28 protein-coding genes and 1 pseudogene are annotated in these 25207 nt (G+C 57.3%); 17 read left to right on the top strand and 12 right to left on the bottom strand.

The window, feature by feature from the left end:
- The first annotated feature begins 124 nt into the window (after positions 1–124).
- The 6 genes from hisD (at position 125) to yacG (ending at position 3596) form a co-directional block, all read left to right on the top strand.
- Positions 125–1423, top strand: coding sequence for a histidinol dehydrogenase (hisD, locus tag RRU01S_RS08290; protein ID WP_045229804.1), 1299 nt, complete (start codon positions 125–127; stop codon positions 1421–1423).
- A gap of 3 nt (positions 1424–1426) precedes the next feature.
- A complete protein-coding gene (locus tag RRU01S_RS08285; RefSeq protein WP_045229803.1) occupies positions 1427–1900 on the top strand; it encodes a UPF0262 family protein in 474 nt (157 codons plus the stop codon).
- Between the two features lie 11 nt (positions 1901–1911).
- Positions 1912–2382: an arsenate-mycothiol transferase ArsC gene (locus tag RRU01S_RS08280; RefSeq protein WP_234936118.1), complete on the top strand. Its 471-nt coding sequence runs from the start codon at positions 1912–1914 to the stop codon at positions 2380–2382.
- A gap of 105 nt (positions 2383–2487) precedes the next feature.
- Positions 2488–2706, top strand: coding sequence for a translation initiation factor IF-1 (gene infA, locus RRU01S_RS08275; RefSeq protein ID WP_027673809.1), 219 nt, complete (start codon positions 2488–2490; stop codon positions 2704–2706).
- A 30-nt stretch (positions 2707–2736) separates the two neighbouring features.
- Positions 2737–3360, top strand: coding sequence for a Maf-like protein (locus tag RRU01S_RS08270; RefSeq protein ID WP_045229802.1), 624 nt, complete (start codon positions 2737–2739; stop codon positions 3358–3360).
- A gap of 5 nt (positions 3361–3365) precedes the next feature.
- On the top strand, positions 3366–3596 hold the full coding sequence (gene yacG / locus RRU01S_RS08265; RefSeq protein WP_045229920.1) for a DNA gyrase inhibitor YacG: 231 nt from the start codon (positions 3366–3368) through the stop codon (positions 3594–3596).
- A 91-nt stretch (positions 3597–3687) separates the two neighbouring features.
- Here yacG and RRU01S_RS08260 read toward each other — a convergent pair whose 3' ends face one another.
- The gene (locus RRU01S_RS08260) at positions 3688–5871 is read right to left on the bottom strand and encodes a DUF1217 domain-containing protein (RefSeq protein WP_045229801.1); all 2184 of its coding nucleotides are present in this window, start codon (positions 5869–5871) and stop codon (positions 3688–3690) included.
- 290 nt (positions 5872–6161) lie between these two features.
- Here RRU01S_RS08260 and flhA point away from each other — a divergent pair, with 290 nt between their 5' ends.
- From flhA to RRU01S_RS08225, 6 genes are read left to right on the top strand one after another with little or no spacing between them, the layout of a single operon-like run.
- On the top strand, positions 6162–8252 hold the full coding sequence (gene flhA / locus RRU01S_RS08250; protein ID WP_045229799.1) for a flagellar biosynthesis protein FlhA: 2091 nt from the start codon (positions 6162–6164) through the stop codon (positions 8250–8252).
- Positions 8249–9001, top strand: a complete 753-nt coding sequence (gene fliR, locus RRU01S_RS08245; protein ID WP_045229798.1) for a flagellar biosynthetic protein FliR — start codon at positions 8249–8251, stop codon at positions 8999–9001. Before flhA ends, fliR begins: the two co-directional genes overlap by 4 nt.
- Positions 9002–9010: 9 nt before the next feature.
- Positions 9011–9418, top strand: a complete 408-nt coding sequence (locus RRU01S_RS08240; RefSeq protein WP_045229797.1) for a hypothetical protein — start codon at positions 9011–9013, stop codon at positions 9416–9418.
- A 40-nt stretch (positions 9419–9458) separates the two neighbouring features.
- On the top strand, positions 9459–10016 hold the full coding sequence (locus tag RRU01S_RS08235) for a rod-binding protein (RefSeq protein ID WP_045229796.1): 558 nt from the start codon (positions 9459–9461) through the stop codon (positions 10014–10016).
- Positions 10017–10036: 20 nt separating this feature from the next.
- Positions 10037–10402: a hypothetical protein gene (locus tag RRU01S_RS08230; RefSeq protein ID WP_045229795.1), complete on the top strand. Its 366-nt coding sequence runs from the start codon at positions 10037–10039 to the stop codon at positions 10400–10402.
- Complete coding sequence (locus RRU01S_RS08225; protein ID WP_045229794.1) at positions 10399–10932, top strand: hypothetical protein; 534 nt, start codon at positions 10399–10401, stop codon at positions 10930–10932. The genes RRU01S_RS08230 and RRU01S_RS08225 overlap by 4 nt, the downstream gene beginning before the upstream one ends.
- 144 nt (positions 10933–11076) lie before the next feature.
- Here RRU01S_RS08225 and fliP read toward each other — a convergent pair whose 3' ends face one another.
- From fliP to flgB, 10 genes and pseudogenes are all read right to left on the bottom strand, one after another.
- Positions 11077–11814, bottom strand: a complete 738-nt coding sequence (gene fliP / locus RRU01S_RS08220; protein WP_045229793.1) for a flagellar type III secretion system pore protein FliP — start codon at positions 11812–11814, stop codon at positions 11077–11079.
- The gene (locus RRU01S_RS08215) at positions 11811–12332 is read right to left on the bottom strand and encodes a flagellar basal body-associated FliL family protein (RefSeq protein WP_045229792.1); all 522 of its coding nucleotides are present in this window, start codon (positions 12330–12332) and stop codon (positions 11811–11813) included. Before RRU01S_RS08215 ends, fliP begins: the two co-directional genes overlap by 4 nt.
- A gap of 71 nt (positions 12333–12403) precedes the next feature.
- Positions 12404–13129, bottom strand: coding sequence for a flagellar basal body L-ring protein FlgH (flgH, locus tag RRU01S_RS08210; protein ID WP_045229791.1), 726 nt, complete (start codon positions 13127–13129; stop codon positions 12404–12406).
- Positions 13126–13653, bottom strand: coding sequence for a MotE family protein (locus RRU01S_RS08205; RefSeq protein WP_052816045.1), 528 nt, complete (start codon positions 13651–13653; stop codon positions 13126–13128). The genes flgH and RRU01S_RS08205 overlap by 4 nt, the downstream gene beginning before the upstream one ends.
- Positions 13653–14690: pseudogene (locus tag RRU01S_RS08200) on the bottom strand (flagellar basal body P-ring protein FlgI); the annotation flags it as partial. The gene RRU01S_RS08205 and the pseudogene RRU01S_RS08200, both read right to left, overlap by 1 nt.
- A gap of 83 nt (positions 14691–14773) precedes the next feature.
- Positions 14774–15262 (bottom strand): flagellar basal body P-ring formation chaperone FlgA, encoded by a 489-nt coding sequence (flgA, locus tag RRU01S_RS08195; RefSeq protein ID WP_045229790.1) that lies wholly within the window; start codon positions 15260–15262, stop codon positions 14774–14776.
- 16 nt (positions 15263–15278) lie between these two features.
- Entirely contained in the window at positions 15279–16067 is a 789-nt protein-coding gene (gene flgG / locus RRU01S_RS08190) for a flagellar basal-body rod protein FlgG (protein WP_045229789.1), read from the bottom strand.
- Between the two features lie 18 nt (positions 16068–16085).
- Entirely contained in the window at positions 16086–16433 is a 348-nt protein-coding gene (gene fliE, locus RRU01S_RS08185; RefSeq protein WP_045229788.1) for a flagellar hook-basal body complex protein FliE, read from the bottom strand.
- A complete protein-coding gene (gene flgC / locus RRU01S_RS08180; protein ID WP_045229787.1) occupies positions 16433–16849 on the bottom strand; it encodes a flagellar basal body rod protein FlgC in 417 nt (138 codons plus the stop codon). The genes fliE and flgC overlap by 1 nt, the downstream gene beginning before the upstream one ends.
- A 1-nt stretch (position 16850) precedes the next feature.
- Positions 16851–17240, bottom strand: a complete 390-nt coding sequence (flgB, locus tag RRU01S_RS08175) for a flagellar basal body rod protein FlgB (RefSeq protein WP_045229786.1) — start codon at positions 17238–17240, stop codon at positions 16851–16853.
- A 202-nt stretch (positions 17241–17442) separates the two neighbouring features.
- On the opposite strand from flgB, the gene RRU01S_RS08170 reads away from it, so the two are divergent.
- Together RRU01S_RS08170 and folD are read left to right on the top strand one after the other, a co-directional pair.
- Positions 17443–19251 carry a GumC domain-containing protein gene (locus tag RRU01S_RS08170; RefSeq protein WP_045229785.1) on the top strand — a complete coding sequence of 603 codons (1809 nt, stop codon included), beginning with the start codon at positions 17443–17445 and terminating at the stop codon, positions 19249–19251.
- Between the two features lie 82 nt (positions 19252–19333).
- Entirely contained in the window at positions 19334–20233 is a 900-nt protein-coding gene (gene folD / locus RRU01S_RS08165; RefSeq protein ID WP_045229784.1) for a bifunctional methylenetetrahydrofolate dehydrogenase/methenyltetrahydrofolate cyclohydrolase FolD, read from the top strand.
- A 15-nt stretch (positions 20234–20248) separates the two neighbouring features.
- Here folD and RRU01S_RS08160 read toward each other — a convergent pair whose 3' ends face one another.
- On the bottom strand, positions 20249–21271 hold the full coding sequence (locus RRU01S_RS08160; protein WP_045229917.1) for a substrate-binding domain-containing protein: 1023 nt from the start codon (positions 21269–21271) through the stop codon (positions 20249–20251).
- 285 nt (positions 21272–21556) lie between these two features.
- Between RRU01S_RS08160 and RRU01S_RS08155 the strand changes: the two genes are divergently transcribed.
- From RRU01S_RS08155 to RRU01S_RS08145, 3 genes are all read left to right on the top strand, one after another.
- Positions 21557–22918: an ABC transporter substrate-binding protein gene (locus RRU01S_RS08155; protein ID WP_045229783.1), complete on the top strand. Its 1362-nt coding sequence runs from the start codon at positions 21557–21559 to the stop codon at positions 22916–22918.
- Between the two features lie 110 nt (positions 22919–23028).
- On the top strand, positions 23029–24042 hold the full coding sequence (locus RRU01S_RS08150) for a carbohydrate ABC transporter permease (RefSeq protein WP_045229782.1): 1014 nt from the start codon (positions 23029–23031) through the stop codon (positions 24040–24042).
- Position 24043: 1 nt separating this feature from the next.
- Entirely contained in the window at positions 24044–25204 is a 1161-nt protein-coding gene (locus RRU01S_RS08145; RefSeq protein ID WP_045229781.1) for a carbohydrate ABC transporter permease, read from the top strand.
- The last annotated feature ends 3 nt before the right edge of the window (positions 25205–25207 follow it).

Below are 25207 nucleotides of genomic sequence, written 5' to 3'. Positions count from 1 at the left end.
GACAGGGAATTGCCTTGCCCGCCTGTTTTAATTTATGCCACATACCCAAGAGCGCATGCGAGAGCGTGCAGGCACAGCATTCAGCCCTGTTTTTTAAGAGCGGGGCCGCAAGAGGGTAAGTGACGTGGCAATCTGGCTGGAACAGGCGTCCCAAGATTTTGAACAGGCGTTCGCAGCATTTCTGACGACAAAGAGAGAAGTGTCGGAGGACGTCAACATCATCGTGCGCGACATCATCGATGATGTCCGCAATCGCGGCGATGAGGCACTGGCCCATTATTCCCTGAAATTCGATGGTTTGGATTTCACCAAGACCTCCATGCGCGTCACCGCAGAAGAAATCGATGCGGCGATTGCGCAGGTCGATCCCGCCGTTCTGGACGCGTTAAAGTTTGCCGCAGCACGCATCGAAAAGCACCACGCCCGGCAGATGCCAAAAGACGATATATACGAGGACGATATCGGTGTTGGCCTCGGTTCTCGCTGGACGGCTATCGAGGCGGTCGGGCTTTATGTGCCAGGTGGTACGGCAAGCTATCCAAGCTCGGTGCTGATGAATGCTGTTCCGGCCAAGGTGGCAGGCGTCGAGCGTGTGGTCATGGTCGTTCCGGCCAATGGCGGTGTCATCAACCCGGCGGTGCTCGCGGCGGCCCGGATCGCGGGCGTCGAGGAAATCTATCGCATCGGCGGTGCGCAGGCGGTAGCCGCGTTGGCCTATGGCACGCAGACGATTGCGCCGGTCGCCAAGATCGTTGGCCCCGGCAATGCCTATGTGGCAGCGGCAAAGCGGCATGTCTTCGGCACTGTCGGCATCGACATGATCGCCGGGCCGTCAGAAGTGCTCGTCATTGCCGATAAGAACAACAATCCCGAATGGCTGGCGGCAGACCTTCTGGCGCAGGCCGAGCATGATGAGGGTGCGCAGTCCATTCTGATCACCGATGACGCTGAACTGGGCAGAGCGGTGGAGCAGGCTGTTGAGCGGCAGTTGAAGCAGCTGTCGCGCTCAAAAACGGCCACAGCCAGCTGGCGCGATTTCGGCGCGATCATTCTCGTTGAAGACCTCGCCACCTCTGTTCCGCTTGCCAATCGCATTGCAGCAGAACATCTGGAACTAGCCGTGGACGATCCCGACGCATTGATGGCTGGCATCCGCAATGCGGGTGCGATCTTCGTTGGCCGCCACACACCTGAGGTCATCGGCGATTACGTCGGCGGCTCCAATCACGTTCTGCCGACGGCGCGGTCTGCGCGGTTCTCATCCGGCCTGTCGGTTCTGGATTTCGTCAAGCGCACGTCGATCCTGCGGCTGGGGTCGGAGCAGTTGCGCAAGCTCGCACCTGCCGCGATCACGCTTGCCCATTCCGAAGGGCTGGATGCGCATGCGCGTTCCGTCGCCATCCGCCTCAATCTGGAAGGGTGAGATATGGAGACAGGCACCTTCAGGCTCTGCGATGTGGTTCTGGACGAGAGCATCGGCCGGTCCACACCTGACGTGGAGCATGAACGTGCCGTCGCCATTTTCGATCTCATCGAAGAAAACAGTTTTGAGCCGATTGGCCACGCAGGTGGACCTTATAAACTCAACATTTCATTGGTCGATACCAAGCTGGTGTTTACGATAAGGACCGAAGACGAGCAGGCCGTGGCCACCCATATCCTGTCGCTGACGCCGTTTCGCCGCATCATCAAGGACTACTTCATGATCTGCGAAAGCTATTATGAGGCGATCCGATCTTCAACGCCCAGCCAGATTGAAGCCATCGATATGGGCAGGCGCGGCCTTCACAATGACGGTTCGCAAACCCTGATGGACCGTCTCTCGGGCAAGATAAAGGTGGATTTCGATACCGCGCGTCGCTTGTTCACACTCGTCTGTGTGCTGTATTGGCGGGGATAGGGGTGCAGGACATGGCGGGCGTCGACTTGAAAGAAAAGGCACCGCGCGCCATATTGTTCATGTGTGGCATGAACTCCATCCGTTCGCCCATGGCGGAGGTCATTGCCAAACAAATCGTTGCTCCCGGCATCTATATTCAATCGGCAGGCGTGCGCGCAGGTGATCGCGACCCATTCGTCGATGCGGTGCTGGATGAGGCGGGACTGACGCTTGGAAAACACAAGCCCCGGACGCTGGATGAAATCGAGGATGATTTCTTCGATCTTATCATTACCTTGACACCAGAGGCGCATCATGCCGCTCTCGAATTGACGCGGTCCAATGCGCTTGATGTCGTGTACTGGCCGACCATGGATCCAACGGTGGCGACAGGAACGAGAGAACACATTTTGGAGGCCTATCGTGACGTCCGGGAGCACCTGACGAAGCTGATTTCGGAGCGCCTGCCGCAACGGCCAAAGCCCTTTTCCGAGACACTTTAAAACGAACGACAATTTAGGTTCACAAATGTGCGGCGATTGTGTAGTTTCCGCGCAATTTTCCCGGACTGTTCAGCCCGGCATTATCAACAGGAAGAAAAACACTATATGACAAAAGAAGAAGTCCTCGAGTTTCCTGGCGTCGTTACCGAACTTTTGCCGAATGCGACATTTCGCGTAAAGCTGGAAAACGAACACGAAATCATCGCCCACACCGCTGGCCGCATGCGCAAGAACCGCATCCGCGTTCTGGCGGGCGACAAGGTTCTTGTCGAAATGACGCCTTACGACCTGACCAAGGGTCGCATCACTTACCGTTTCAAATAATCGTCCGGCAGATCGGACGACTGGCAGAGCATGACAGACGCAAAACAAAAGCTGATTCTGGCTTCCGGGTCGCCACGCCGTCTTGAGCTTTTGCATCAGGTCGGAATCGAGCCCGCTCGTCTGATGCCGATGGATATCGACGAGACGCCCGCCCGGCTCGAACACCCGCGCACGCTCTGCCGCCGCCTGTCCTTGCAAAAGGCGCAGGCCGCCTACAAGGCCGTAAAGGGTGAGCTTGCCTGGAAAGGTGCCTATGTGCTGGGCTCCGATACGGTCGTGGCCGTCGGCCGTCGCATCGTCGGCAAGGCGGAATATATCGAAGAAGCCTCGGCGGCACTGCACCTTCTGTCCGGCCGCAGCCATTGGGTCTATACGGGCGTCTGCCTGATTACCCCCGGAGGCAAGGTGCGCCAGAAAGTGGTCGAGACCAAGGTGCGTTTCAAGCGCCTGTCGCAGCATGAAATCGAAAGCTACATCGCCTCAGGTCAATGGCGCGGCAAAGCGGGTGCTTACGCCATTCAGGGCGTTGCCAGCTGTTTCGTCCAGAAACTGACCGGTTCCTATACCAATGTCGTCGGGCTACCGCTTTATGAAACGGTGTCACTTCTGGCTGGCGAAGGCTTTGAGGTGGCGTCCGCCTGGCAGGAAGGTTGATCTCCATGACAGACGCATCGAACAAATCCACCGTGACACCGCTGCGCAAGGCGCAGCCGTGCCCGGAATGCAAACGACCCTCCACACGGGAGGATTATCCCTTCTGCTCCGACCGTTGCCGCACTGCAGACCTGTCCCGCTGGCTGACAGGCTCCTACGCCATCCCCGTTGCCGACGATGAAAGCAATGCGGATGAAGAAGGTGCTGCAAGACGCGCCGACGACAGCGAGTATTGAGCAAAACGGTTCGTCAGGATTGGTTGCTGAAAACTGAAAGGCCTGAAAATCGAAGCAATTTTCAGGCCTTTTCATTTTGATCAGAAATCGATCAACCAGACTTCAGCTGTGCCACCGCAAGCAGCGTATCGGCGCTGATCGATGTGCTGCCATTCAGGATCGATAGGGTCGGGGACTGCGACGCGTTGTTCTGAACGTCGTAAAGTGCCGTAAAGCGCTTCAGCATCTTGTCGACATAGTCCTTATCCTGAAGCTTCGGGATGTCGATGTAGGATTTGACCAGATCGGCCTGCTTGGTCACATCCATGTTGGCGATGGAGGTCGGGAGGTTGAAGGTGGTTTTGAAGAACTGGAACAGCGCGTCATCGCTCAAGAACCCGTAGGGGCTTGAAATCGTTGGCGCCATGCGCTCGAAATACAAGGCCAGACGCACGCCGGCATTGCTGTCGCCCTGTTGTTCTTCCAGGGTTTGACGAACATACTGATTGGTCGTTTCCAGAACCGCGCCGCGCTGCTGGCCGCCGCGCTGGGCATCCGCCGTCAGGTTTCCTTTCGCATCGAAATTGAAGGATGCGACGATCTGGGCGAATTTGTCGTCTTCCAGTGTGTTGACGTAGCTCTTCGGGTCCGACAGATCGGACTCGAACATTTTCTTGAGGTCGGCAGGGGCGACACTTTTCGGATCGATGCCATTGGCTTCGAGAATGAAGTTGGTCACGCGTGTGTCGGCCAGAAGATCCTTCGTCGTGGTGATGGATGCCATCTGCGACTTATAATATTCGACTTCCGCATCCGACTTCTTCACGGCAGCATCTTTTGCCGAACCCGTCAGCGATCGGACCTTGTTGCTTTCGTAATCGGTGGCATATTTTTCCGTGATGCTTTCCGACTGCGCCAGAACAGGTGCTTTCAGTGTGCCATCGGAGGTAAAGTTGAAGGCCTTGTTCAATTCGACGAAGCGATCGTCCTTAAGCGAGTTGACGTAGCTCTTCTTGTCGCTCGCATCGCTCGTCAAGACGCGCTTGAGTTCCGATTGCGTGACTTCCTCGGGATCGATGCCGAATGCTCTAAGCGCCACATCCCAGACTTCGGTGACGCTGTCGTTGTTTTTGTCGTCGTCCTTCTTATTGGAGACGAGAAAATCATCGAGGCTGGTAAAGCCGACGACCCGCTTTTCGTAATTGGCGACGGCGTCATCGATGGCGGTGGACTGTTCTTTGGAAAAGGCTGCCTTGTAGAGCGTATTGACGCCAGTCGTCTGCGTGGCAGTCTGGGCCGTGTTGCCACTCGCCAGGGTGCCGTCGGTTTCAAAGTTGAAATAATCCAGCAACGCCGTGTTGCCATAGGTGGTCGCGAAATTCTCGCTCGACATCAAGCTTGCAACGCTGCTGGCCATGATGGTCGGGCTGAGGTCGAATGCTTTTTTCACATATTCGACCATCCGGCTGTCGGACACCAGATCAGAAGCGCTGGTGACGCCTGCGATATTCTTTTCCCAATACCGCTTGTTGGCATCGGCAAGGGTGGTCGAAGGAAATGTGGATTGATTATAGACGTAATCCAGATTGAGGTCTTCAATCTGGTCAGCCGTTTGAATGCTACCGTTTATGGTGCCGTCTGTGTTGAAATTGAAGGCAGTGGTCAGCTTCTTCCAGGCGGGATCCTTGGCCTGATTTGCAACGCTGTTGGGATCGCTGAGATCGCTCGTCAGAACCTGCTTGAGATAGCTTTTGGATGTGTAGGCGGAATCAAGACCCACGGCGTCGAGCATATAGGTGCGAAGCCGCGTATTGTTGACGAGGCTGTCCAGATCGGTGACTTTTCCGATTTGAGCGGCGTAATAGGTGTTTTCCGTCTTGATCGATGTTTCTTCAGCCGTAAAAGACGCCTTGTAGGCATCGGTCACGCTGTTGGCCTGGGCCGTATTCTGGGCTGTCTTCTTGTCGCCTTCGAAGTTGAACGCTTCGGCGAACTGCAAATACCGTTTGTCCGTCAGGGAGTTGGCGAAGCTCGAACTGTCGCTCAGATCGCTTTCCAGCACCTTGCGCATAAAGGCCTTGCCATAGGTCATGTCTTCAAGACCATAGGCTTTCATGGCGTAGGAATAGAGACGATAATCCCCCAGAAACTCGTCGACCGTTTTAACGTCGCCGATCTTTTCTTTGTAATAGGCCGTATCTTTCGCAACCGAAGACTGGTTGGCAACCGTCGACATCGACGACTTTATATCGCGGTTGACGGTGAGATAGCTGGTATAGGTGGAAATCGACGCCATAGGTAGCCTTGCATAGTGTGGCCTTTGTGAAGACATGGCCAGCATACACGCCATCATCGCGCGAATAACTCTGCCAATATATTACAATTTCTGTCTGAACCAAAGCCTAATATTTTACTCGCATATCGACCTACCTGCCAAAGACGGCGACATGCTCTTTCATCCACTCTCGCGCAAGCTTGGTGAACTAAGCCTCGGGTGTCGACCTGCGTTCAATGGGTCGGCATGGCTTTTCCATGACGGGCAGGCCGAGACGTTTATGCAAGTTCTCATGAAGAGATGGAGTTAGAATGGCGACGCCTTCGAGCATATTGCCCCTTCCCAAAGTTGCGGCACGCGGTCGCGACATCGGGTTTGCGGTGGGTATCGTGTCCATCCTCTGCATCCTGTTCTTGCCGATCCCGGTTTTCCTGATCGATATGGGTCTGGCGTTCTCGATTGCGTTCTCCGTCCTCATCCTCATGGTGTCGTTGTGGATTCAACGCCCGTTGGATTTCTCGTCCTTCCCGACCATCCTGCTGATTTCGACCATGATCCGCCTGGCGTTGAACATCGCGACCACGCGCGTCATTCTCTCGCACGGTAACCAGGGCCACGATGCGGCCGGTGGCGTGATCGCAGGCTTCTCCAGCCTCGTCATGTCCGGCGACTTCGTCATCGGTCTGATCGTCTTTCTCATCCTCATCGTGGTGAACTTCATCGTCATCACCAAGGGCGCGACGCGTATCGCGGAAGTCGGCGCACGCTTTACCCTCGATGCCATTCCCGGCAAGCAGATGTCGATCGATGCCGACTTGTCTGCCGGTATCATTAACGAGAAAGAAGCCCAGCTGAGACGCCGCGAGCTGGAAGAAGAAAGCGCCTTTTACGGCGCCATGGACGGTGCGTCCAAGTTCGTTCGTGGTGATGCGGTCGCGGGTCTTCTCATCACCGCCATCAACATTTGCGGTGGCATCATCATCGGCGTCTTCCGTCACGGCATGCCGATCGGCGAAGCTGCCGACGTGTTCGTCAAGCTTTCCGTCGGTGACGGTATCGTCTCGCAGGTGCCGGCACTGATCGTGTCGCTGGCCGCGGGTCTGATCATTACCCGTGGTGGCGCAAAGGGCTCCACCGACACGGCCGTCATCAATCAGCTCAGCGGTTACCCCAAGGCGCTCGGCGTTGCCGCCGGCCTGATGTTCGTTCTCGCGATCATTCCGGGCTTGCCCCTTTTGCCCTTCATGTTCCTGGGTGGATTGCTTGCCTTCGGCGCATGGTTCATCCCCCGCCAGTTGGCGCAGGAAGAGGCTGCTGAACGCGTTGCCGAAGAGCAGCAGAACAACAAGACGCAGGAAGCGGAAAAAGACACCGTCAAGAATTCGCTCCGCACCACCGAAATCGAACTCGCTCTTGGCAAGCAGGTCTCTCCAAGACTGCTGGGTGCCCATCAGGAGCTTGGTTTCCGGGTTGGGAAAATGCGCAAGAAATTCGCCGCTCAATACGGTTTCGTTGTGCCCGAAATCAAGGTCACGGACGATATCGCCATTCCCGACAAGTCGTATCAGATCAGAATTCACGGCACGACGGTTGCAGCCAGCACGCTGCGCGTCGGTGAAGTTCTGGTTATTACCGGCAAGGGTCGCAGACCTTCGGTCCCGGGCGACGAGGTTCGCGAACCAGCCTTTGGCATGCCGGCCGTTTCGGTCCTGGAAAACTTCGTCGAAGACTTGAAGCGAGAAGGCTTCCACCCGATCGACAATATCTCGGCGCTTCTGACTCATGTCAGCGAAGTCATCCGCAACAATCTGCCGATGCTCCTGTCCTACAAGGACGTGAAGGTTCTCATCGACAGGCTGGATCCGGAATACAAAAAGCTGGCGGACGAGATTTGCTCGTCGCACATGTCTTACTCAGGCTTGCAGGCAATTCTGAAGCTGCTGCTGGCAGAGCGGGTCTCCATCCGCAATCTCCACCTCATCCTCGAAGCGGTGGCCGAACTGGCACCGCATCTTCGCCGCACCGAACAGATTGTCGAACACGTGCGCATCCGCATGGCCCAGCAGATTTGCGGCGATCTCTCCGACAATGGCGTTTTGCGCGTTCTGAGACTTGGCACCAAGTGGGACGTGGTGTTCCAGCAGGCCATCAAGCGCGATCCGAAGGGCGATGTGATCGAGTTTGACATCGATCCGCGTCAGGTCGAAGAGTTCTCCAACGAGGCGAGCAAAGTAATCCGTGAATATATGGATGTCGGCTTGCCATTCGTACTTGTTACTTTGCCCGAAACCCGCTCATATGTCCGTATGATTACAGAACGCCTTTTCAGCACGCTGCCGGTGCTGTCGCATGTCGAATTGGCCAAGGGCACGGAAATAAAGATACTCGGCGCGATCTCATGATCTCAGACCCGCAGGGAACGATTATGGCGCTGTTCCTGGCATTTTGCCGGATTGGTGCCTGCCTGATGATCATGCCGGGATTTTCCTCGGCAAGATTACCCATGCAAATTCGATTGCTCCTTGCGCTGGCCCTTTCCATGGCCATTCTGCCGTTGATGTGGGATGTGATCTATCCCTTGGCGAAAATGGATAACGCCAACTTTTTCAAGCTCATGTTTTTCGAATCGGTCATCGGCGGCATGTTCGGCATGATTGCCCATCTTTACGTGCTGGGAATGCAGTTTGCCGCGACCGCGATCGGCACCGCGATTGCGTTCAACGGCCCACCGGGCCAAGACGTGCTCGAGGACACGTCCGAAAGTCAGCTTTCGAGTATGTTGACTTACGGCGTCCTGCTGCTGCTGTTTATTCTCGACTTCCACCACGTCATTTTCCGCGCCATCGTGGATTCCTACACGACCATTCCCATGGGTGGTGGAATGAGCATGCAAAGAATGCTGATTACGCTGACGGATACGCTGGTTGCGTCCATGAGCATCGCCCTGCGGGTGGCCAGCCCCTTTATTTTGTACGGCTTTCTGTTTCATGTGGCCGTGGGGCTGATCAACAAGCTTGCGCCGCAGATACCGGTTTATTTCATCTCTACGCCTTATGCTCTGGGCGGTGGCTTGCTGCTGCTCTATTTCGGAATGGCAGCTCTGGTCAGCCAGTTCGTGGCTGGTTTCTTCCGCGTTTTTGCGAATATATGAGGCTCGAATATGGACCCGCTCAAATCCAAGAAGCTTTCGAGGCTGGTGAAGGTTCAAGGGCATATCAGGCAGATGGCCGAAAACGAACTTGCGATCACGACCCGCGAACGCAACGAACTGGCCGAGAAGATCGAAACATTGAGCGGCTATGTAACGTCGCTCGACCCGCTGCACCAGCAGATGCTGAAACATTACGCCATGCGCCACGGCAGGTTGCTGTCGCGTGACGTGCGACTGGAAGCTATGGAAAAAGGCCAGGAGCAGCAGGTCGTCAAGGAAACCAAAAAGGGTGAGCGTCTTGAGGAAAAGCGGGATGCCGCGCGGGCCGACGAATTGCGCGTGCAAGAAGACAACAGCGTTTATGAGCTGATCGATCTCCAGATGAGCATGAAAGACACCAGCCTCCAGCAAGGTTAGGCTGGTACTGTCATCCGATTAAAACGGAAAGGATGACGACGTGGCAATTTCTCCTCCAAGCGATCTTGTGCTTGATGTTGTGAATGCAGCCGACCCGACACAGGTCACGGCGGCAAGAGAAAAACTGCGCTCGGTGAGCGCAGCCAACGAAGCGTCGGTCTTGACGGCGAGCAATGCAGGCTTTGCATCCGCCATCAACAGCATCGATACGGCAGCCGGCAAGGCCGGTGTTGGCAATATCCAACATCTGAAAACCGATGAGAAAATTCCCGAAACCTACCGCAAATTTGAGGCCAGTGTTCTTTCCACCATGCTCCAGAACATGATGCCGAAGGACAGCGAAGAGGTTTACGGCAAGGGTTCGGCTGGCGATTTCTGGAAAAGCATGATGGCCGAGCAGATGGCAGATGCGGTTTCCAAGCGCGGCGGTATCGGCATTGCCGAGCAGGCCTACTCACAGGCCATGCAAAAGATGCGCAATGCTGAAGCCCCGACGACGAAAATGAACGAAGACGACAAGAGCCTTGCAGTCAGCATGGTGACGGACTTCCAGCGGCGCACATTTTCTGTAGCCGAATCCAACAAGACTGAAAGTTAAGCGGCGGAGCGCTGAAAGACATGGAAATTGTGAACAACGACTATAGAACACAGGCTATTCTCGGACGCCTTGAAACGGTGATCGACAACGAAAACCAGCGCATCGGCAAAGATCCTGATTTCGATTTCAAGCTGTCGAACGCCCATAAGAGCCGCTGCCTCTACGAACTCAGCATGCTCCTGCGCGACGTGGACGGAGCGCAAATTGCCGCTGCCCACAAGCGCCAGATCCTCGATATCAAGTCCAAGCTCGCCATCAACACACGGCGCGTCGAAGCCAATCTCAACGCCGTGAAGGCCGTTGTCGATCTGTTGAAGAATGCTGCCAAGCGTGCCGAAGACGACGGCACCTATTCGCTTGAACAGTTCGCACGCGAGGCGCAATGATCAAGCTGATCGCGACAGGTGTCTGGGTTCTCCTGGTGACCTTGGGCGGCGTTTACGCCGCCGTTACGTTCGGGGGAAACAGTGCCACAGATCAAAATGGGGAGGTGGTACCGCCTCCGCATTTCGTTCAGAGCGAAACCGTGACCTTGCCCGTGGTGGCGAACGGTAAGGTTTCCGGCTATTTCCTCGTTCGCGCCAGCCTTCAGGTTGACGAAGACGCTTTGAAGGAAGTGACCGTTCCGGTTCCCACCTTTCTAACCGATGAGCTCTACACGCTGCTGGTGGGCGAGAAGATCGTCGACATCAAGGATGCCGGCAAGTTCGACGTGGTTGCTTTCAAGGCCAGGATCAAGGACGGTCTGAACACGCGTCTGGAAAAGCCGCTGGTGAAGGATGTTCTCATCGAGCAGATGGATTTCATCTCCAAGGAGGACATCGAAGCGAGAGACCCCAACAAGAAACCGCAGAAAATCCTCGTCAACACTGACGCACCACCCCCGGCACCAGCTGCTGCCAGTTCGGGTCACTGATAAAGCCGCCAAGGCAAATCGACAGCACACGGATAACTTCAAACCTCCTGAATTTGGTCGATGCCAGTTCAGGAGGTTTTTTGTGTCGTCAGTTCGGTTGGGGAAAACGGTATCGGTCTGATGGGCGATCAGCGCCTGACAAGATCAATAGAACGATCTGACCAGTGAACCGACCAGCAAGTTCCAGCCATCGATGAGGACGAAGAACAGGATTTTGAACGGCAGCGAGATCGATGTCGGCGGCAGCATCATCATGCCCATCGCCATGGTGATCGTGGCGACCACCATGTCGATGACGAGAAACGGCAGGATGATGAGAAAGCCGATTTCAAAGCCGCGACGGATTTCAGACAGCATGAAAGCGGGGATGAGGACCCGGTATTGTGGAACGGTCCCGTTCATCGTTTCCTGGTTCCGCTCGATGGCCAGATCAACGAAGAGGGCGAGATCCTTGGGGCGTGTGTTGGCCACCATGAACGTTCGAAAAGGCTCGGCCGCCCGCTCCAGAGCTTGCGCCTCGGTGATCTGGCTTTGCAACAGCGGCTGAATGCCATCCTGCCAGGAACGCTCGAATGTCGGCGCCATGACGTAGAACGTCATGAACATCGCCATGCTGGTGAGGATCATCGTAGACGGCGTGGTTCCAAGGCCCATGCCGGAGCGCAAAATGGAAAAAGCGATGATGAAACGAGGAAAACTCGTCACCATGATCAAGATGCCGGGCGCGATGGACAGAACCGTCAGCAGCCCGAAGGTGCGAATGATCCACGCAGCCGCAGACCCATCCAGCGGCAGATTGAGCAAATCAGCCGGTGTCTGTTGGGCGAATGCGATCCCTGGGATCAGGACTATCGCAAGCAGCAGGACAATTTTTCGAATCATTCGATCACAAAGGTTCTGAAGAGAACCTTGGATACGCGCCCTTTAGACCTGAGGTCAACGATTTCTCTTAGGTCATCCCTAAGATATTGAAAGCCGCGAGGGCCCTGAAGCTGTTGCAGGGAAACGGTTCTGAGATATGTCAGAATTTCCTCATGCAGGTCCTGGGCAAGTGCGGTGTCGCCTGGTCCGTTAAATTGCAGAGCAAGCTCAAGCCTGATCCAGTTGTCGTTGGGATAACCGAGGTTGGTGACGATGGGGTCGAGCGGGATCAGGCTCGGCGCAGCACCTGCCGCGCCGTGTTCGCCAGCGGGAGCCGCAGCAGCTTCATGACCAGCAGCTGCCGCTTCAGGTGCGTGCGCGGGCGGCGGCGTCACCGTCGGCACCGAGGGGACAAGCAGCGTCTGTCCAACAAACCATCCGCCACCAAGTCCCAAGAGAGACAGCACAGCAATGACGCCGGCGGTCACGATGATCGATGGCTTCTTTGGTGCAACTGGTTCGGTGGTGGTGAGGCTCATGATCGCTTCTAACGTCTGTCTTGGAGTATAGCCCGTGCGGAATGCAACGGGCCAAATACCGGTTTACGCGGTCAGATCGGTGAGAACAGGTCGACGACCTGCTGGCCCACCGGCGGCTGCTGGATTTCCGTGATGCGACCACGGCCACCGTAGGAAATGCGGGCTTCCGCGATCTTCTCGTAGGAAATGGTGTTTTCGGAATTCACATCCTGCGGACGCACGATGCCGGCAACGTTCAGGATGCGAACTTCGTGGTTGACGCGCACTTCCTGTGAGCCGCTGATCAGCAGGTTGCCGTTTTCCAGAATGCCGGTCACGACGGCAGCCACCAGAAGCGTCAGCTTTTCGGCGCGGCTGATCGAGCCCTTGCCGTTGGCCTCGCTGGTATTGTCAAAGCTCAAGTTGGAATCGGCCTGGGGCTTCCAACCGAGAATTTCGGCATTGGCCTTCCAGCCGGTTTCGCGGTTGTTCTTCCGCGTCCGGTCGGTTTCGTTGTCGAAGGTCGCCTTGTCGTTGATCTGGATGTTGACGGTCAGAATGTCGCCGATGTTGAGCGCACGCGCATCCTTGAACAGCGCCGCCTTGCTGTCGCTCCACAGCGAGTAGCCGCTGGCAGAGTGAAGAGGCTGCTTGGGGTAGGATGCGAGTTGTGGGGCCTGGCTAAACTGCAAGCCGCTGCCGATCGGGCTCATGGCCGGCGCATTGCCGATTTCGCGTAAGGTCTGGTTTTGCGTCACGCTGGAGCAGCCAGTCAGAACACATGATGCGGCGAGGGCTAGGATAAGCGCTTTGTTCATGACGGGTCTCTTGATGTGGTTTTATCGGTCGCACTGGACATGATCGAAGCAACGGTGGCTGCCTTCTTGGCATCCATCTCCGCAAGGATCAGGCTCGACTGGCGAGGTGGTAATTTCATGATGATGGCGGCGGCGAGACCCGGATTGACCTGTTCCAGCTGCGGGGCTGCGGCATCCGCCTTCATCGTCTTGTAGACGTTGACGAGGTTGGCCTCGGCCTGCTGCATGAAGTCGTTTCGACGCTTCAACCAGTCTTCATACTCGGCCTTGCGCGCTTCCATGACGGCAATGCGGTTGTCGACATCGGCTTGCAGCTTTTCGAGATCCTGTTTTTGCAGGAGGTAGCGCTGGTCGCGGGCCTGATCGACGATGTTGGTGCAATATTGCTGGATTTCCTGGCCGCTTGTCTCACCCGTGGTGACGCGAACCTGCTCTTGCGCCTTGGCGGAAGGTAGGGCTGCGGTCAGGACGAACACAGCGAGCAGAACCCGGCGTGGAGTGAAGATTTCAAACACTTTTGCCATCATTGTAGCACCAGTTCTGCTTGCAGCGCGCCGGCTGATTTGATGCCCTGAAGAATGGCGATGATACCGTCGGGCTTGACGCCGATATTGTTGAGGCCAGCCACCAGCGAGCGGAGGTTCGGGCCGTTGAGAATGGCGACGGGACCGCCGGTGGCCTGTGCGGCAATATCGGTTTGCGGCTGGACGGCCGTTTGACCGCGCGAGAAGGGTTCGGGCTGAATTATCTGCGGAGTTTCGGTGACCTGAACGGTCAAGGTTCCGTAGCTGACCGCGACCTGGGAGATGCGAACATCGGCGCCGATCACGATCGTCCCTGTGCGCTCGTTGATCACAACCTTGGCAGGCGTGTCTGTTTCGACCGACAGGTTCTCGATATTGGCCATCAGCCGTGTCAGATCCGCCGTTCTTGGCTTTTGGATGTAGACGACTTGGCTGTCGCGCGCTTCGGCAATGGGTTCGCCAAAGGCCGTTTTGGCATAATTGTTGATGGCATCGGCAATGCGTGTGGATGTCGAAAAGTCCGGGTTGCGCAGCTGGAGAACCAGATTGACCGAATCCTTGAACTGCGACGGCAGTTCACGTTCGATGATGGCGCCGCTTGGCACGCGTCCGGCCGTTGTCACACCCTGCGTCAACTGGGCCGCCTGACCTTCAGCGTTAAAGCCCGACACGATGACCGATCCCTGGGCCACGGCATAGATCTGCCCATCGGCGCCGGACATGGATGTCATGATCAGCGTGCCACCGCGCAACGATGTCGCGTCACCCAGCGAGCTGACATTGACGTCGAGGCGGCTACCCGGACTTGCGAAAGGCGGGAGATTGGCTGTGACCATAACGGCTGCGACATTCTTCGAACCGCTCTGGTTTCCCTGCATGGAAATGCCGAGGTTCTGCAACATCGCCCGCATGGATTGCTCGGTAAACGGCGAAGAGCGCATGCCGTCGCCAGACCCCTGAAGGCCGACGACCAGGCCGTAGCCGATCAACTGGTTTTCACGTCCGGCCTGCAAGGAAGCGACGTCTTTGACACGGGCATTGAATTGGGAATAGGCAACGGGAGTCGTCACGAAAAGCGTGGCAACGACCAATGCAGCTGTCATCAGACCCTGGCGGACATTCATTTCTCAAAAACCTCCACGGTCCCGTTTTCCATGGCCGTGCCGGTGATGGTCACACCTGTGTCGCGGTTGCGAACACGAACGACTTCGCCCGCCATCGCATCTTCGATGGCGGTGCCGGAGGCCGAGAGGTTCATGCCGCCCATGGAGTATGTGATCCTGATTGCAGCGCCGCGCTGGACTGCGAATGGATCGCGCAGATCGGCAACCGTAATCGTGCGTCCCGCCACAAGCGTGCGCTTGGAAACCTTGCCGACCACAAGCTTGGCATCGTCGGCATAGCCGGGCGCAAGGTTCGGGTTGGTGACGAGAACTTCCGTCACCCGTTCGCGGGTAATGGTTTCGCCGGGAAAGATGGTGCCTGTTGGAACAACGGCGTGTTTTTGCTGCGAAAAAGCGGCCTGCGGTGAAAACACCATCAGAGTTGCCGTGAGCGCCAGCGCCATTGTGCAGAAACTGCCAGGCACGATTTTCGGGCGAAACTTCATGTTACCCTACCTTCGGTTACTTCAGGTTTTGACTGACGATCGTCGCCATCTCGTCTGCGGTTGTGATGACCTTGGAGTTCATTTCATACGCACGCTGCGCAGAAATCAGGTCGGTGATTTCCTTGACGGAATCGACGTTCGAGCTTTCCAGATAATGCTGCTTGATATAGCCGAAGCCGACAGACTGAGGTGTCGCGTCAACTGCGTTACCGGATGCTTCCGTCTGCTGGAAGAGGTTGTCGCCCAAAGGCTTCAGACCTGCCTCGTTGGCAAAGTTGCTCATGCTCAACTGGCCAAGCTGTGTCAGGTTGGTGGCTGTTCCGATGCGTGCCGACACGTTTCCATCCGTGCTGATCGTGACTTCTGTCGCGTCGATCGGAATGGTGATGGCTGGCAGGACCGGCAGACCATCGACGGTGACCAGACGACCGGTGGAATCGCGGTTCAGCGCGCCTGCACGGGTGTAGAGTGTGGTGTTTTCGGGGCCTTCGACCTGCAGCCAGCCTTTTCCGACGATGGCCACGTCGAGATCGTTGCCGGTCTGGCTGATTTCGCCCTGAATGTGTAGCTTGCGCACGGCAGACGTCTGCACGCCAAGACCGATGTTGGCGCCTTCTGGAACCATGGACTGGTTGGCGCGGTTCATCACGCCCTGAGCGCGTTCTGTCTGGTAGAGAAGGTCGGTAAATTCGGCGCGGCCGCGCTTGAACGCGGTCGTGTTGATGTTCGCGATGTTGTTCGCGATGACCTCAAGGTTTGTCTGCTGGGCATCCATGCCCGTCGCTGCAATAGCTAGTGCTCTCATCTTTTATGTCCTTAAGCGTCAGATCTGCATTTTCACGATGTCGAGATAGGCCGAGACGATCTTGTCGCGCAGAGCCACGGCGGTCTTGAGTGTCTGGTCGGCCTGCATGACGGCATCGACGACTTCACGCGTGTTGGCCTTGCCCTGAATGCCCGCGAAAGACATGGCTTCACCCTTTTTCAAGGATTCCACTGCGTCCGATGCGACGCTGCCCAGCACGCTGCCGAAGGTGGGGCCGCTGGCTGCCGTTGCGGCCGTCGATACGGCGCTTCCTGCAAGCGATGTCAGGCTGGAGGTGACGTCCTTGACGCCGTCGAGCGTCGAGGAACTGGTCAATGATTTCAGGCTGCTAATGGCGTCGATCATCACTGACCTTTCAATAAGTCTATGGTTGAGGCAACCATGTCGCGTGTCTGTTTGATAACTTGCAGGTTGGCGTCGTAACCGCGGTTGGCTTCGCGAAGGTCGGCCATCTCGATGAGCATGTTGACGTTCGGAAGCTTCACCATGCCTTTGGCGTCGGCAGCCGGGCTGTCGGGATCGTATTCCTGCGTGAAGTCGGAACGGTCGACGCCGAGTTTCTTGACACCGACGAGATTTGTCTGCGAGGCGCGATCCATCTCGTTTGCAAACGTAATCGTCTTGCGGCGATAGGGGTCAGCACCTGGCGTGTCGCCTGTTGTGCGTGAGTTCGCGATATTTTCAGAGACGATCCGCAGACGGGTGGCTTGAGCCTCCATCCCGCTTCCTGCAATTTTCATCGAGGACTTTAAAGGGTCCATGTTACTTGCCCACCGCTGTCAACATCATGTTGTGAAAAGAGCGAACGAGTTGCGCGTTCAGTTCGAACTGCCCCTTGATCTCGCCTGTCTTTGCCATTTCCTTGGAAAGCGACACTGTGTTGCCGGATTCCTGAATGCCGATTTCGTTGGCCAGTTCTGCATTCTGCATCGCGATCTTGCCGCCGCCTGCCATCGCCAGCTCCATATGGGCCGGGTTCGTGCGGGCCATCTGCATGCCAGCCGACTGCAGTTCGGAATCGAAGGACACGACGTCCTTCGCCTGGAACTTTGGTGTATTGGCATTGGCAATGTTGGTGGCGACGACTTCTTGACGGACAGAAAGCCATTCGGCCTGCCGGGATGCCAACGCAAACAGCTGAATCGGCTGCATGACAATTCTCCGTGTTTAACTTGAACCCGGTTTAGGTCCACAATCTTGCGCGGGACTTACGGACGATGGCTTTGTGCGGCAGGGGCCAGAGCCGGGTCAGGGCGCGGTTGAGCAGGCGTCATTAACCATTTGTTTGCCTTGTCGGTTTAGACTTCGTTTATATTTCCGACCGTGGAATGTGATCTAACCCTATGGGTTTGCGATGGTTTTTGAGAACGACAGACATGTTTCGCCGAAAGGCGATGAACTGCCCGCACGCGGCGTTACGTCGTCGTGGCGCCGCCATCTCCTGTCGGCTGGCGTCGTTGTGTCTTTGACCACAGGCGGTTTTTTTCTACCCGGACTGCTGCTTGACCCCGGCCTGAAGGGCTATGTCTCGCAAGCAAGCGTGAAGGTTTCAGACCCGCGCGCCAACGCGGCCAGCGTCCAGCACATCGCAGCGCAGGTACGCGACAACCTGATGTCGCCGATCTCGCTGGGGTTGACAGTCTCCGAGCTGAAGCTTCAGCCACAGGATTTGACTGGCGTTGAAACACAGGGGCATCTGTCCGTTCTGCTCGACCTCCTCAGCGGCGGCAAGAGCGGCGAGGCGCTGGTCGGCGCAACCGAAACGGCCCTGAAAGATGCCGTCACCATCTCCTCTGCGCCATCAGATGGAGAAATCGACGTTGCGGTGACCGCGGCGACACCCCAGGCCGCCCAAGAGATTACCGACCATATGGCGACACTCGTCATCAAGCAGATCGGCGTCGAACAGCAGGCGCCCGAGCTTCAGGCCGTCGAGAAGGCGCGTGCGGCGCTCGACAGTGCCGAAGCGGCGCTGACCGGTTTCCAGATGCGCCATGGCAATGACGCGGTCTCGCGCATACAGAGCTTGCAGCAGAAACTGCGTGAAGACGACGCACTCGCCGCCGACTTGCATGGCAAAAGCACGGAACTGGCAGACGCCATCTCCACCGCCTCCGCGATGAAGGTCGATGATGTCCTGAACAGAACGCTGCCACCGCTCAGCATCTTCGCACCGCTCGAGCCCATCCGCGACAGCTATGCCACGGCAAAGCTCGCGCTCGCGGAGATCAGCGTCGATTACGGCCCGAAACACCCCAAAACAATTGCAGCACAAACAACATTGGACGCAGCACGCGCCGCCGCGATGCCGACCATGCGCCGTGTGCTGGAGACTTTGAAGCGGGAGCAGGCGACGGTTACGGCTGCGCTGGACTCGCAAGCCAGTGGCCGCGCAGAGCTCGACAGCCAGTTGCAGGCCATGGGGCAGGCGCCAGCGGATTTGGCGCGGCTGGAAACTGCGCTCGAGAAGGCGCGAACCGACTATGTTCTATCCAGCGAAGCCGCAGGCACGTTCTCGGCCAAGCCGCGCGTCAGTGCGAAGCTGATAAAAGAGGCTGAAGCCGGGGTCGCCAACTATGATGCCTTTACCGCAATGGCCATGGCGCTGGCCGGTGCGGCGGCTGGCCTGTTGTTGTCTCTCTTCGTTTTGAGCTTCAGACGGTCGGAAAGCGAAGAGGAGCATGGCCTTCTTCAGACGCCGGAGCCCGAGGTGCCTGTGGTTGATGTCACGCCGGAGCAGCCGCCAGTGATTGAAGCTGTTGAGATAGAGCCAGGCATCTTCGATGATCTGGAGACTGCAGAAGAACAAGCTGAGATATCACAGGATGTGGCAGAGTCGGCCGACATCGCAGCGCAGGCCGAAACAGCGGTAGAGACCGAAGCCGAGCTTGAACCTGTGCATGACGAGCCCGCCAATGATGTTCCGCTCGATCAGCGTGTTCGCCAGGTTCTGTTGACCAATGCCGTCCATGTCGCCAATGAACAGCGCGACGTTCCAACCTTCAAGCTGCCGCCCTTGCTGGCTGCCGCCCTTGCCGGAAAAGCGCACCATGCGCAGGCGGAAACCGAAGAGTTGCGCGCCCTGCGACAGGAGCTGGTGATATTGCGCGAGCAATTGTCCGAACATGCCGCCCGTCAGGACGACAAGAGCAATCAGGCCTGAAACGCCGTTTTTCCATCAAAATGCACTATGCCCGACGCCACTAGGACGCTAGATAGATATCTCGTTTCCAGGAGGCAGGCATATGGCAGTGGTAATCGACGGCAAGGCGAAGGCGGCATCTGTTACGGCAACCGTTCGCGAGGCGGCGGAACGTCTGGAACAACAGACGGGCGTCAAACCCGGACTTGCCGTTGTGATCGTCGGCAACGACCCGGCCAGCCATGCCTATGTTAACTCCAAGAGCAAGACGGCCAAGGAATGCGGCTTCAATTCCGTCCAGCATACGCTGGCCGAAGACACCACGCAGGCTGAACTTGAAGCGCTGGTCGCTACCTTGAATGCGGATGCGTCCATCCACGGTATTCTGGTGCAATTGCCGCTGCCGAAACATCTTGATGCCGACCCCGTCATCCAGTCCATTCTGCCTGAAAAGGATGTGGATGGGTTGAGCTTCGTCAATGCTGGCAAGCTCGCGACCGGCGATATGGCAACGGGACTGATTTCCTGCACGCCAGCGGGCTCCATGCTTCTGGTCCGCAGCGTTCACGGCGACGATCTTTCCGGCCTCACCGCTGTGGTCGTCGGTCGTTCCAACCTGTTCGGCAAGCCGATGGGGCAATTGCTGCTCAACGCCAATGCGACCGTGACGATGGCCCATTCGCGCACAAAGGATTTGGCGGACGTTTGCCGCAACGCCGATATTCTGGTTGCCGCTGTTGGCCGTCCGCAGATGGTCAAGGCTGACTGGATCAAGCCAGGTGCGACGGTTATCGATGTCGGCATCAACCGTATTCCCGCACCCGAAAAGGGCGAGGGCAAATCACGGCTGGTGGGAGACGTCGCCTATGATGAGGCGAGCACTGTCGCCGCAGCCATCACACCCGTTCCGGGTGGTGTCGGGCCGATGACGATTGCGATGCTGATGGCCAATACGGTCATTGCCGCACACCGCGCGCTTGGAAAACCCGCACCGACATTCTGACCATAGGGAGCGGACTCAGTTTTGTGCCGGGCCCGTCGATCCGCGCACCACGAGCTCTGCCTTCCACAACTCCTGAAGGCTGTCCTTTTCGCCGCTCTTGATCTGGCCGATCAGCCGCTCGGCAATCCGCGCGCCTGCCGCCCGCAAGGATGATCGGGTGGTGGTCAGCGGCACGGAGAAATTGACGGGTTTCAGCAGCGGCAACACGTCGTCATGGGCGATGATCGATATGTCTCTGCCGGGTTTCAAGCCCCGTTGATTGAGTGCCCGCACGGCGCCTAGTGCCAGAGCCGTTGAGGCACAGATGACGGCGGTGGGCCGATCTGTGCGCGACAGCAGCGCCTCCATCTTCACATAACCGGCCTCATCGCTCATGAAACTGTGGCTGACATTGTCAGGGTTCAGCTCACCGCCATGTTCGCCAAGCGCCGCCGCCACGCCGCGCTGACGTCGAAAGGTGAAGTCGTAGCCTTCGGGCCCATTCAGCAGCGCGATGTTGCGGTGGCCGAGTTGCAGGAGAAGCGAGGTCGCATCGCGAAACGCCGTCTCATTGTCGACGTCGAGATAGGGATAATCCGTCTCCACACCCCAGGAGCGGCCATGCACCATAAAAGGGATCGACAGGTTCTGCATCATCGCGATGCGTGGATCGTTCTTCTTCATATAGGCGAGATAGATGCCATCGACGCTGCCGCTTGCGGCAAGCTCCCGCAATGCCTCTTCCTCATCTGCCGGATCGGTGGGCATGATGACGAGGTGGAAGCCGTTGCGGGCGGATGCCTCTCCCAGCCCACTCAGAAACTCACCGAAATGCACGTCGGATTGATGCTCCGGCCCGGTCGGCATGACCAGGCCGATGGAACCCATCTTGCCGGTTGCCAAGCGCTGGGCTGCGGCATTGGGTCTGTAACCGGTTTTCTGTGCGGCTTCAATGATCCTGCGCCGTGTCTCGGCGTTGACCTCGGGATAACCATTGAGCGCACGGCTGATGGTGGTCTGGGAAATGCCGAGCAGCTGCGACAATTGCTTCAGGTTCATGGTGCGCAGCCCTCCTTTTTCACTCTCCACCCATGGAACCATTATTCGCCAAGGGAGTTCCCAAACCGCTTTGGAGATTAGCAATTCTTATGGATGGTCACAATTGGAAAGTGATATTTTCTGCCGCACAATCATTTTATTGCACTGCAGGAGACGAGCATAAGCCGTCATAGTTGCGCGGAGGTCTTGACTCATGTTCCATCTCAGTGAGATGAATAGGCAGCCAAAGCGCTTTGAAGATTTTTTGCGGGTGATAGCCTGACAATGTGATGGGAGGAAAATCACATGAAAAAGACTTTCTGGACGACCGTGGCCATCGCCACATTTCTGTCGGGAGCGGCCTTTGCGGCGGAGCTCAAATTCAAGCCCGGCGAAGACGCCAAGTTCAACTGGAAAAGCTACGAAGACTACAAGGCTGCCAATGCCAGCTTGAAGGGCGAAACGCTGACGATCTTCGGACCATGGCGTGGTGAAGACGAGGCGCTGTTCCAGTCGGTCCTGGCCTATTTCGGCGAAGCGACCGGCGTCAACGTCCGCTACTCCTCCTCTGAAAACTACGAGCAGCAGATCGTCATCGATACGCAGGCCGGCTCTCCTCCCAATGTCGCGATCCTGCCGCAGCCGGGCCTTCTGGCCGACCTCGCCGCCAAGGGTCTGCTGACGCCGCTGGGCGATGAGACGGCGAATTGGGTGAAAGATAATTACGGTGCAGGCCAGTCCTGGGTTGATCTGGGCATGTACCCAGGCAAGGATGGCCAGAAGGCCTATTTCGCCTTCCCGTTTAAGGCTGACGTGAAGTCGCTGGTCTGGTATGTGCCTGAAAACTTCGAGGAAGCTGGCTACAAGGTTCCAGAAAGCGTCGAAGACCTCGTCAAGCTCAGCGATCAGATCGTGAAAGACGGCGGCACGCCTTGGTGCATCGGTCTCGGTTCCGGTGGCGCAACGGGCTGGCCGGGCACCGACTGGGTCGAAGACTTCATGCTGCGCACCCAGCCGCTGGATGTCTATCTGAAGTGGACGACGAATGAGGTGAAGTTCAACGACCCACGTGTCGTTGCTGCCATCGAGGAATTCGGCAAGTTTGCCAAGAACGACAAATATGTCAGCGGCGGTGCTGCAGCGGTGGCCTCCACCGACTTCCGCGATAGTCCCAAGGGCCTCTTCGATATTCCGCCGAAATGCTACCTGCACCGTCAGGCCTCGTTCATTCCATCCTTCTTCCCCGAGGGTACGAAGGTCGGAACGGATGTGGATTTCTTTTACATGCCGACATTTGCGTCCAAGCCTGAGCTTGGAAAGCCGGTTCTGGGTGCGGGAACATTGTTCACGATCACCAAGGATTCCAAGGCCGCGCGCGCCTTCGTCGAGTTCCTGAAGACGCCGATTGCCCATGAAGTCTGGATGGCACAATCCGGCTTCCTGACACCCTACAAGAACGTCAACCTCGATACCTATGCCAGCGAGCAGACCAAGCGTCAGGGACAAATTCTGACCGGCGCGACCAGCTTCGGCTTCGACGGTTCCGACCTGATGCCCGGCAAGATCGGTGCTGGCGCCTTCTGGACCGGGATGGTCGATTTCGTCGGCGGCAAGTCTGCGCAGCAGGTGGGCGACGACATTCAAAAGGCCTGGGACGGCCTGAAATAAGCAGATGCTCCGCCCGGCAGTGGGAAGCCATTGCCGGGCCGTTCTTTGCAGGTGCCTGCGTGGCGGCCATTGCGCGTCTTCAGGCACAGACGGAATAACGGGGAGGGAACATGATTACCCAGATCGTTTCGGCGCTCGGCGTGATGATCGTCGGCGTCTTCGCCTGCGCCGCCTATTACTGGCTTTCGGACAAGGCGCTGCAACTCATCTTCCCGCTGAAGGATGGCGACGTCATTCACGCCTCCCGCAACCTGAACCGGCGGGCAGCCGTTCGGCCATGGCTCTTCGTTGGTCCGGCCTTGCTGTTGCTGACCGTCTATCTTGTCTATCCCGTCATCGCGACCTTCATCCTGTCCTTCCATGACAGAACCGGCGATAACTTCGTTGGCCTCGCAAACTACCGCTGGGCGTTTTTCGATGCCGGTTTCCGACAGTCGATTTTCAACAACATACTCTGGCTCGCCGTCGTGCCCGCCGCCTGCACATTCTTCGGCCTCGTCATCGCCGTCATGACCGACCGCATCTGGTGGGGCAACATTGCCAAGTCCATCGTCTTTATGCCGATGGCCATTTCCTTCGTCGGCGCATCGGTCATCTGGAAGTTCATCTATGAATATCGCGGCGAGGGGCAAGTTCAGATCGGCCTTCTCAACGCCATCGTCGAATATTTCGGCGGTAACCCGGAGGTGTGGATTTCCATGCCCTTCTGGAACAACTTCTTTCTGATGGTCATCCTCATCTGGATCCAGACCGGCTTTGCCATGGTCATCCTGTCAGCGGCCCTGCGCGGCATCCCGGAGGAAACCGTCGAGGCGGCTGTCATCGATGGCGCCAATGGATGGCAAATCTTCTGGAAAATCCTCGTGCCGCAGATATGGGGCACCATCGCCGTGGTCTGGACGACCATCACCATTCTCGTTCTCAAGGTCTTCGATATCGTTCTGACCATGACCAACGGGCAATGGAACACCATGGTTCTCGCCAACCTCATGTTCGACTGGATGTTCCGTGGCGGCGGCGATAGCGGACGAAGCGCCGTCATCGCTCTCGTCATCATGGCAGCGGTCACGCCGATCATGATCTGGAACATCCGTCAGGCCAACAGCGAAATGGAGGGCCGCTGATATGAGCATCGCAACCCGCATTCGCCGCGTCGGCCTGCCACGCCTCATCGTCCATATCAGCGTTCTCTTTGTCGTGCTGCTGTGGCTTTTGCCGACACTCGGCATTCTCGTCAGCTCGCTGCGAGATAAAGACCAGCTCGTGGTTTCCGGCTGGTGGACGGCATTCTCCAGTTCCAGCCAGACGCAGGCGTCGCGTCTTGCCGATCCCGCCACGCAACGCCAAGAAGGCGACCGCTTCGTCATCGCTGGCAACGTCTTCGAAAATGGTGCCGGTGGCAAGATTTCGGCCTTCGGAGTGCGCGTGCAGGAACCGGCTGCTTTCGAGGCTGGCACAACGGCTGACTTGGGCGATGGCGAAAACCTCGTCATCAACGAAGACGGCACCTATCAATACAGCAAGAATGCGAGCTTCGAAGGCTCGCGCGCCAAGCGCGTCTATCTCGCCGTGGCCACGCCGCCCATCTTCACGCTCGACAATTATCGCACGGTGCTGACCTCTGAGGGCATCGGTCAGTCCTTCGTCAACTCGCTGACGGTCGCCATTCCGGCCACTGTGATCCCGATCCTCATCGCAGCCTTTGCGGCCTATGCTTTGTCGTGGATGAAGTTTACCGGTCGCTCGCTGATGATTGCCATGGTCGTTGGCCTCATCGTCGTGCCCCTGCAAATGTCGCTCATTCCGCTGTTGCAGCTTTATAACTGGATCGGCAACGTCTTCGGCGTGCCGTCGAAGACCTATGCGGGCATCTGGCTGGCGCATACGGCCTTCGGCCTGCCGCTCGCCATCTATCTGCTACGCAACTACATCGCCGGTCTTCCCAAAGAGATCATCGAAAGCGCGCGTGTCGATGGCGCTAGCGATTTCGAAATCTTCGTCAAGATCATCCTGCCGCTGTCGTTCCCGGCGCTCGCATCCTTCTCGATCTTCCAGTTCCTGTGGACATGGAACGACCTTCTGGTCGCCATGGTGTTCCTCGGCACGCAGAAGGACGAGCTGGTGCTGACGGGTGCCCTGAATGCGCTGCTCGGCTCGCGCGGCGGCAACTGGGAAATCCTCACCGCATCGGCCTTCGTCACCATTATCGTGCCGCTCTGCGTTTTCTTTGCCCTCCAACGTTACCTTGTGCGCGGGCTGCTGACGGGCTCGGTCAAGGGAGGCTGATAC

This window comes from Agrobacterium rubi TR3 = NBRC 13261, from assembly GCF_000739935.1.
In the GTDB taxonomy this organism is placed as follows: domain Bacteria; phylum Pseudomonadota; class Alphaproteobacteria; order Rhizobiales; family Rhizobiaceae; genus Agrobacterium; species Agrobacterium rubi.
This window is presented reverse-complemented; position numbering and strand designations above follow the sequence as displayed.

Coding starts and splice junctions, on each gene's coding strand:
- RRU01S_RS08285 (WP_045229803.1), top strand. CDS start 1,427: ATGGAGACAGGCACCTTCAGGCTCTGCGATGTGGTTCTGGACGAGAGC.
- RRU01S_RS08280 (WP_234936118.1), top strand. CDS start 1,912: ATGGCGGGCGTCGACTTGAAAGAAAAGGCACCGCGCGCCATATTGTTC.
- infA (WP_027673809.1), top strand. CDS start 2,488: ATGACAAAAGAAGAAGTCCTCGAGTTTCCTGGCGTCGTTACCGAACTT.
- RRU01S_RS08270 (WP_045229802.1), top strand. CDS start 2,737: ATGACAGACGCAAAACAAAAGCTGATTCTGGCTTCCGGGTCGCCACGC.
- yacG (WP_045229920.1), top strand. CDS start 3,366: ATGACAGACGCATCGAACAAATCCACCGTGACACCGCTGCGCAAGGCG.
- RRU01S_RS08260 (WP_045229801.1), bottom strand. CDS start 5,871: ATGGCGTCGATTTCCACCTATACCAGCTATCTCACCGTCAACCGCGAT.
- flhA (WP_045229799.1), top strand. CDS start 6,162: ATGGCGACGCCTTCGAGCATATTGCCCCTTCCCAAAGTTGCGGCACGC.
- fliR (WP_045229798.1), top strand. CDS start 8,249: ATGATCTCAGACCCGCAGGGAACGATTATGGCGCTGTTCCTGGCATTT.
- RRU01S_RS08240 (WP_045229797.1), top strand. CDS start 9,011: ATGGACCCGCTCAAATCCAAGAAGCTTTCGAGGCTGGTGAAGGTTCAA.
- RRU01S_RS08230 (WP_045229795.1), top strand. CDS start 10,037: ATGGAAATTGTGAACAACGACTATAGAACACAGGCTATTCTCGGACGC.
- RRU01S_RS08225 (WP_045229794.1), top strand. CDS start 10,399: ATGATCAAGCTGATCGCGACAGGTGTCTGGGTTCTCCTGGTGACCTTG.
- fliP (WP_045229793.1), bottom strand. CDS start 11,814: ATGATTCGAAAAATTGTCCTGCTGCTTGCGATAGTCCTGATCCCAGGG.
- RRU01S_RS08215 (WP_045229792.1), bottom strand. CDS start 12,332: ATGAGCCTCACCACCACCGAACCAGTTGCACCAAAGAAGCCATCGATC.
- flgH (WP_045229791.1), bottom strand. CDS start 13,129: ATGAACAAAGCGCTTATCCTAGCCCTCGCCGCATCATGTGTTCTGACT.
- RRU01S_RS08205 (WP_052816045.1), bottom strand. CDS start 13,653: ATGGCAAAAGTGTTTGAAATCTTCACTCCACGCCGGGTTCTGCTCGCT.
- flgA (WP_045229790.1), bottom strand. CDS start 15,262: ATGAAGTTTCGCCCGAAAATCGTGCCTGGCAGTTTCTGCACAATGGCG.
- flgG (WP_045229789.1), bottom strand. CDS start 16,067: ATGAGAGCACTAGCTATTGCAGCGACGGGCATGGATGCCCAGCAGACA.
- fliE (WP_045229788.1), bottom strand. CDS start 16,433: ATGATCGACGCCATTAGCAGCCTGAAATCATTGACCAGTTCCTCGACG.
- flgC (WP_045229787.1), bottom strand. CDS start 16,849: ATGGACCCTTTAAAGTCCTCGATGAAAATTGCAGGAAGCGGGATGGAG.
- flgB (WP_045229786.1), bottom strand. CDS start 17,240: ATGCAGCCGATTCAGCTGTTTGCGTTGGCATCCCGGCAGGCCGAATGG.
- RRU01S_RS08170 (WP_045229785.1), top strand. CDS start 17,443: ATGGTTTTTGAGAACGACAGACATGTTTCGCCGAAAGGCGATGAACTG.
- folD (WP_045229784.1), top strand. CDS start 19,334: ATGGCAGTGGTAATCGACGGCAAGGCGAAGGCGGCATCTGTTACGGCA.
- RRU01S_RS08160 (WP_045229917.1), bottom strand. CDS start 21,271: ATGAACCTGAAGCAATTGTCGCAGCTGCTCGGCATTTCCCAGACCACC.
- RRU01S_RS08155 (WP_045229783.1), top strand. CDS start 21,557: ATGAAAAAGACTTTCTGGACGACCGTGGCCATCGCCACATTTCTGTCG.
- RRU01S_RS08150 (WP_045229782.1), top strand. CDS start 23,029: ATGATTACCCAGATCGTTTCGGCGCTCGGCGTGATGATCGTCGGCGTC.
- RRU01S_RS08145 (WP_045229781.1), top strand. CDS start 24,044: ATGAGCATCGCAACCCGCATTCGCCGCGTCGGCCTGCCACGCCTCATC.